1 protein-coding gene is annotated in these 7,452 nt (G+C 71.2%); it reads right to left on the bottom strand.

What is annotated here, in order from left to right:
* On the bottom strand, nucleotides 1–7,452 hold a 7,452-nt coding region (locus WAW17_RS24930; RefSeq protein WP_422335559.1), incomplete at both ends, for an amino acid adenylation domain-containing protein.

Genomic DNA, 7,452 nt, shown 5'->3' with positions numbered 1-7,452 from the left:
GCGCCGGAGCCAGCGGCATTTCGTCCCTGTGAGTACTTCTTAACAGCGGAGGGTTAATAAGTACGCACGGGTGGTGGAGCAGCCGGGCGGTCAGCGCAGCGACGGTCGGCGCCTCGAACACGTCGCGCACGCTCACGTGCCGGTCGAGGGCGGCGCCGAGGCGGGACGCCAGAGTGGTTGCGGTGAGGGAGCTTCCGCCGAGGGCGAAGAAGTCGGTCTCGGCGTCGACGGTCGGCAGGCCGAGCACGTCGGCCACCACGGCAGCCACTACCTCTTCGTCCACTCCGCGCGGGGCCCGCGAGAGTGCGACGGGCAATACGGGTGCGGGCAGCGCGGCGCGGTCCACCTTGCCGGTGGGGGTGAGCGGCAGGGCGTCGAGCACGGTGACCACGGCGGGCACCAGGTACGACGGCAGTCGCCCGCTCAGGAACTCCCGCAGCGCACTTTCCCGCAACGCACTGCCGGGTACCTCCCCCACCACGTAGGACGCCAGCGTCAGCTCACCGGACGGCGCGGGCCGCGCGACGGTGACGGCGGAGGTGACACCGGGGTACTGCGCGAGCACGCCGTCTACCTCGGCGGGTTCGACGCGAACGCCGCGGATCTTCACCTGACTGTCGCCGCGGCCGACGTAGACCAGTTCGTGTGCCGGCGTCCAGCGCACGAGGTCGCCGGTGCGGTACATCCGGGTGCTCTTGCCGCTCGGGTAGGCGATGAACCGCCCCGCCGTCAGCCCCGACTTGCCGTGGTAACCGCGGGCGAGGCTCTCACCCGCCAGATACAGCTCCCCCACCACACCCACCGGGACGGGCTGCAGGCGCGAATTCAGCACCAGCACTTCGGTTCCCTGCAGGGGACGACCGATGGTCACCGGCGCATCGGGCGCCAGCGCACCGGAGCTGACGGTCACGATGGTGGCCTCGGTGGGTCCGTACCCGTTGACGACGGTGTGTCCGGGCGCCCAGCGCGCCACCAACTCGGCGGGCAGCGCCTCGCCGCCCACGTCGAGGACCTCGAGGTCCGGCAGGGAGGCCGGATCCATCGACGCCAGCACACTGGGGGTGAGCACGGCATGGGTCACCTGTTCGCGGCGCAGGAAGTCCGCGAGTTCGTCACCACCGAGCACGTCGGGCGGCACGATCACCAGGGTTGCGCCGCTGGTGAACGCCGACAGCAGTTCGTTGACGGAGATGTCGAACGACGGTGACGCGGCGTGCGCCACCCGCGACTGTGCCTGCACCCCACAGATGTCGGTGTTCGCGGCGGCGAACCGGGCCAGGCCGCGGTGGGTGACGGTGACGCCCTTGGGGGTGCCGGTGGAGCCGGAGGTGTACAGCACGTAGGCGGGGTGATCGATGTGCAGGGGCCGGACACGATCGTCGTCGCAGACGGCCAGGGAGCTGCCGGTGAGATCGGTGACGGCAACCCAGTCGACGCCCTCGGGAACCACCGAAGGCTCTACCGCCAGAGCCACGGTGGCACCGGAGTCGTCCAGCAGGAAAGCGATTCGTTCCGCGGGGTAGGTGAGGTCGACGGGCAGGAAGGCGGCGCCGGTCTTGGCCACCGCCCACACGGCAACCACCGAGTCCAGCGACCGCGGCAGCATCGAGGCCACCACGTCTTCGGGTCCGATACCCCGGGCGATCAGCCGCCAGGCCAACCTGTTGGCACGTTGATCGAGTTCACCGTAGGTGATGTCGGCTGCGTCGTACCGCACCGCTATCTGGTCGCGGGGGCCTCGGAGCAGGTCGGCGAGCGTGGCGGCCGCGCGCGGCTCGGGCCCACGGGCCGGTGCCAGGGCGGCGCGCTCCGACACATCGAGGAGGTCGATCTTCTCGATCGTCACCGTCGGGTCGACGGTGGCCACGGACAGGATCCGCTGCAGCAGCCCCATCCAGCGGTCGACGGTGCCGGTGTCGAGCAACTCGCTCGGATAGCTCACTTCGGCGTCGAGACCGCCCAGATCGGGCCGTTCGTGGACGACGAGTCCGAGGTCGAACGGTGTGGCCTGGGTTTGCGCGTCCCGCACCCGCGCGGTCAGGCCGGGCAGGGAGATCTCGGTTTCGCCGAAGTTCTGGTACGCCAGCATCACCTGGAACAGCGGGTGTTCGAGTTGGGCGGGGTCGGTACCGTGTTGGCGCACAATGTGTTCGAACGGGATGTCGGCGTGCGCGAAGGCCCCGAGGTCAGCGGCGCGCACCGTCTCGAGCAGGTCCGCGAAGCTCGCGGACGGGTCGATCGGGGTGCGCAGTGGCAGGGTGCCGACGAACATGCCGACCACGTCGTCGAGTTCCGGATCGGCGCGCCCACCGGTGGAGGTGCCGACGGTGATGTCGTCGGTGCCGGTCAGCGCTCGCAGCAGCACCGCCAGCGCGGCGTGCAGCACCATGAACGGGGTCACGTCGTGTTCGCGCGCCAGCTGCACGAGCGCGGCGTGTTGTTCGGCGCCCACAACCACGCGGGTGTGGCCGAGCGTGCCCGTCCCCACGCTGCGCGGGCGGTCCAGTGGCAGGGGCAGCACCGCCGCCAGCCCGTCGAGTGTCTCGGACCAGTAGGCCAATTGGCGTGCGGTGAGACTGCCCGGGTCCTCGGCGTCGCCGAGCACGTCCCGCTGCCACAGCACGTAGTCGGTGTACTCGACCGGCAGGGGCGCAAAGTGGGGTTGCCGTCCTTCGGTGCGCGCGGTGTACGCGGTCGCGAGATCGGCCAGGAGCGGTCGCAGCGACAGCCCGTCGACGGCGATGTGGTGCAGCAGCACCGAGAGGGTGCGGCGGTCGGGGCTCAGCGAAATGCATAGGGGGAGATCGCGAGTGAGGTCGACGGCGGCGAGGCCGTTGTCGAACACGTCCGAGGGAACGCCCCGCACCACCTGCTCGTCCAACGCCGGGTAGATGGTGCGCAGTGTGCGGTGCCGTGCCAGCAGATCCCGGACCGCGGCCTGCAGTGCGTCCACGTCCAGTTCGCCGTCGAGGTCCACCGCGAAGGTCAGGGCGTAGGGGTCGGTGGTGGGGTCGCGCTGGTTCACCAGCCACAGCCCCTGCTGTTGCGCCGAGAGCGGCACCGGGCCCGACACGTCGCGGGCAACCAGCGCGGGACGGTTGGCGGCGCCGGTCACGAAGTCGGCCAAGGCGGCGACGGTGGGATGCTCGAAGATGTCGCGGACGGACACCCGGCGTCCGAGCATCGAGCCGACGCGGGCGGCGAGTCGGGTTGCGCCGAGGGAGTTTCCGCCGAGGTCGAAGAAGCTGTCGTCGGCACCCACGTCGGCGACGCCGAGTTCGGTCGCGAACGCCGCTGCCACCAGTTCCTGTGTTGCGGTGCGGGGCGCGCGACCGGACGTGGTCCGAACCACCGGCTCGGGTAACGCGGCCCGGTCGATCTTGCCGGCGCGCGTGAGCGGCACCTGATCGAGCACCGTCACCGATGCCGGAACCAGATGTGGCGGCAACTGCGCGGAGAGGAACTCCCACACCGCCTCCAGATCATCCGCGTCCAGAATCCCAGCGCCGTGCACGTAGGAGTGCAGTGCCCCGTCGCGTGCGACGGTCACCGCGGTGTCGACGCCGGGGGCGGATCCGAGCACGCCGTCGATCTCGCCGAGTTCCACCCGGAAGCCGCGGATCTTCACCTGATCGTCGGCGCGGCCGATGAAGTCGAGTTGGTGCGACGTCGTCCAGCGCACCAGGTCACCGGTGCGGTACATACGACCGTATCCGTGCGGGTCGGCGATGAAGCGTTCCGCCGTCCACCCGGGTCGGCCGACGTATCCGCGGGCCAGGCCCGGTCCCGAGAGGTACAGCTCCCCCACCGTGCCGACGGGGACGGGTCGCAGCGCCGCATCGAGCACCAGCACCGCCATGCCGTCGATGGGCCGGCCGATGGTCACCCGGTCACCCGCGGCCAGTGGGCCGGTGCCGGTGGCCCAGATGGTGGCCTCGGTGGGCCCGTACAAGTTGAACAGGGTGCGGCCGGGCGCCCACCGCGACACCACGTCGGGAGGGCACACGTCCCCCGCCACGGCCACCACGCGCAGGTGCTCGAGCCCGTCGGGCTCGGTGAGAGCCAGCACCGCCGGGGTGGTGGTGAAGTGGGTGATGCGCTCGCTGCGGAGGAGTTCGGTGAGTTCCTCGCCGCCGTACACGTCGGTCGGGGCGAGTACGAGGGTGCCGCCGAGGGCGGAGAGCAGTTCGTGGATCGACGCGTCGACGCTGGGTGACGCGAATGCCAGCACCCGCGACTCCGCATCCACCGCATACGTTGTGCGCAGCGCCGCAGCATGGCTCGCCAGCCCCCGATGCGTCACCATCACCCCCTTGGGTGTGCCGGTGGAGCCGGAGGTGTAGATGACGTAGGCCGGGTCGTCCACGTGCAGCGGGCGGGTGCGGTCGGCGTCGGTGATCGGGGACGGGTTGTCGCCGAGGTCCACCAGATCGGCTTCGGTGAGGACGGCGCCGGCCCCGGAGTCGGTGAGCATGTGCGTCACCCGCGCCTCCGGAAAACTCGGGTCGATGGGCACGAAGGCGGCACCGGTGCGCGCGACTGCGAACAGTGCGATCACCCAGCCCACCGACCGCGGCAGCGTCACGGCCACCACGTCGCCGGGCCCGATACCGCCGTCGATCAGGCGGTGCGCCAGACGGTTGGCCCGCTCGTCCAGCTCCGCGGCACTGAGCCGAGCAGACCCACTCACGACGGCGAGTCCGGCGCCCAGCAGCGCGGGCAAGGTGACGGCCGGCGCGGCGGCCGGTCCGTGTTGCGGAACCAGCGCGGCCCGCTCATCCGGGTCGAGCAACTCCACCGTGCGCACCGGGGCGTCGGGGTTGGCCACCATCGTCCGCACGGCCCGTTCGAGCAGTCGGGCCCAGCGCGCGACGGTGGTCTCATCGAACAGCTCACGCGCATAGGTGACGGCGCCGTACACACCGGCGGGGCCGTCTACCGAATACTGCTCTGCCAGAGCTATTTCCAGATCGAACCGCGCCACCTCGGCCGGGACGGCGTAGGGGCGGGCGGTGAGTCCGGGCAGCTCCAGTTCCGGTTCTGCAGTGGCGTTCTCGTAGGCGAGGGCCACCTGGAACTGCGCCCCGGTGGCGTCGGCGATCTGGTCGAAGGGGGTCTCGGCGTGGGCGAAGGCGTCGAGGTCGGTGCGGCGCACTCCCGACAGCAGCTCGGTGAACGTCTGCGCCGCATCCACCCGGGTGCGGAGCACGACGTTGCTCACGAACATACCGACCAGGTTGTCGAGGGCTGGATGGGTGCGACCCGACACCGCGGTGCCGACGGCGATGTCGTCGGTGCCCGCGACGGCACTGAGCGTCACCGCGAGCGCGGCGTGCACCACCATGAACGGTGTCGAATCATGTTTCTGCGCAAGTTCTTCCACCGCACGGTGCAGGTCGGCATCGAAGGCCAGCGGAACGGTGCCCGCCGAGTACAGCGCCGCGGCGGGCCGGGGGCGGTCGGTGGGCAGCGGCAAGAACTCGGGCAGGCCGTCCAGCTGGGTGGACCAGTAGTCGAGGTCGGCGGGGGCGGCGGTGTCCACGATGTCGCGGTGCCAGCGCGCGTAATCGGTGTACTGGACGTCGAGTGCGGCCCAGCCCGGTGCGGCACCGGTGCGGCGCGCCGCGTAGGCGCTGATCACGTCGCGTGTGAGTGGTGTGAACGAGAGGCCGTCCATCGCGATGTGGTGCGCCACCACCACCAGTGCGTGCCGCTGCGGTGCGAGTCGGTCGAGGCGCAGCCGTACCGGGGTGTCGGTGGTGACGTCGAAACCGCGGCCCGCCAGTTCGGCCACGGCGGCATCGAGGGCGGCGGGTTCCAGCGCGATCGGTGTCAGATCCACCGTGGCAGGCGTGATCACCTGGACGGGACCGGACTCGGAGTCGGGGTAGAGGGTGCGCAGCACGGTGTGCCGGTCGAGCACGTCGTTCACGGCCGCGGCGAGCGCGTCGGTGTCGAGTTGGCCGTCGAGTTCGACGACGAAGGGCACGTTGTAGGCGGGCGATTCGGGATCGGCCTGGGCCAGCAGCCACAGTCGCCGCTGGGCGGGGGCGAGTGGGGCGGGGCCCCCGCGCGTGGTGAGTGGAGACGCCGTCGTTGCGCCCGGTCTGCGGAGCAGCCGCCGGGCCAGCAGCGCCACAGTGGGTGCCTCGAACACATCGCGCACCCCGACCGTCCGTTCCTGGGCGGCCGACAACCTGGCCGCCACTCGGGTGGCCGACAGCGAGTTGCCGCCCAGGGCAAAGAAATCGGCGTCGGCGCCCACGGTGTCGAGTCCCAGTACGTCGGCCACCGCCGCGGCCACGAATTCTTCCATCTCGCCCTGCGGTGCGCGTGACGGCGCCACCTCGGGTTCGGGCAGCGCGGTCCGGTCGATCTTGCCGCTGTGGGTGAGCGGCATCTGCTCGAGCACGGTCACCGAGGCGGGCACCATGTAGGGCGGCAGCCGGGTGGCGACGAATTCGAGCACCTCCGCCGGGGCCGCGGGCCCGCTCACATACGCCGAGAGCACGGCGTCGCGGACGACGGTGGTGGCGGTGTCGACGTTCGGGGCGGCGGCGAGGACGGTGTCGATTTCGCCGAGTTCCACCCGGAAGCCGCGGATCTTCACCTGGGTGTCGTTCCGGCCGACGAATTCGAGTTGGTGTTCGGGGGTCCACCGCACGCGGTCGCCGGTGCGGTACATCCGCCGGCCGGTGGCGAACGGGTAGGCGACGAACCGCTCGGCCGTCCATCCGGGTCTGCCGGGGTAGCCGCGGGCGAGGCTCTCCCCCGCCAGATACAGCTCGCCCACCACGCCGACGGGCACCGGCCGCAGCCCAGCGTCGAGTACCAGCGCGTGGGTGCCGGGGACGGGACGGCCGATCGTTACCCGGCCTCCCGGCGTGAGCGGGCGGCTGAAGAGGGTGGTGACGGTGGCCTCGGTGGGCCCGTAGCCGTTCACCATCACACGGCCGGGCGCCCAGGCCGCCACCACATCGGACAGCAACGCTTCACCGCCCACGTCGAGTACCCGCAGGTGGGGCACGGTGGCCGGGTCCATCGACGCCACCACGGCGGGAGTGAGGATGGCGTGGGTGACGCCCTCGCTGCGGAGGAGTTCGGCGAGGGCGTCGCCACCGAAGATGTCGGGCGGCACGATCACCGTGGTGGCGCCGGCGGTGAACGCGAGCAGCAGTTCGTCGAGGGAGAGGTCGAAGGAGGGCGAGGCGAAGTGCGCGATGCGGGCGGACGCGTCGACGTGATAGATGCCGTCCCGGGCGCGGGCCAGGCCGGCCAGGCCGCGGTGCGTCACCGACACACCCTTGGGGGTTCCGGTGGAGCCGGACGTGTAGAGCACGTAGGCGGGGTGGTCGAGGTGCAGCGGTCGTGCGCGATCGGCGTCGACGACGGGTGCGGCGTTGCCCGGCCGGTCCGCGACGTCGAGCCAGTCGATACCCGCGGGCACCACCG

Origin of the sequence: Rhodococcus sp. (in: high G+C Gram-positive bacteria) (genome assembly GCF_049286785.1) — a bacterium.
Lineage (GTDB): Bacteria > Actinomycetota > Actinomycetes > Mycobacteriales > Mycobacteriaceae > Rhodococcus_F.
Note: the sequence above shows the minus strand (reverse complement) of the source record. Positions and strands in the feature narration are given on the sequence as shown.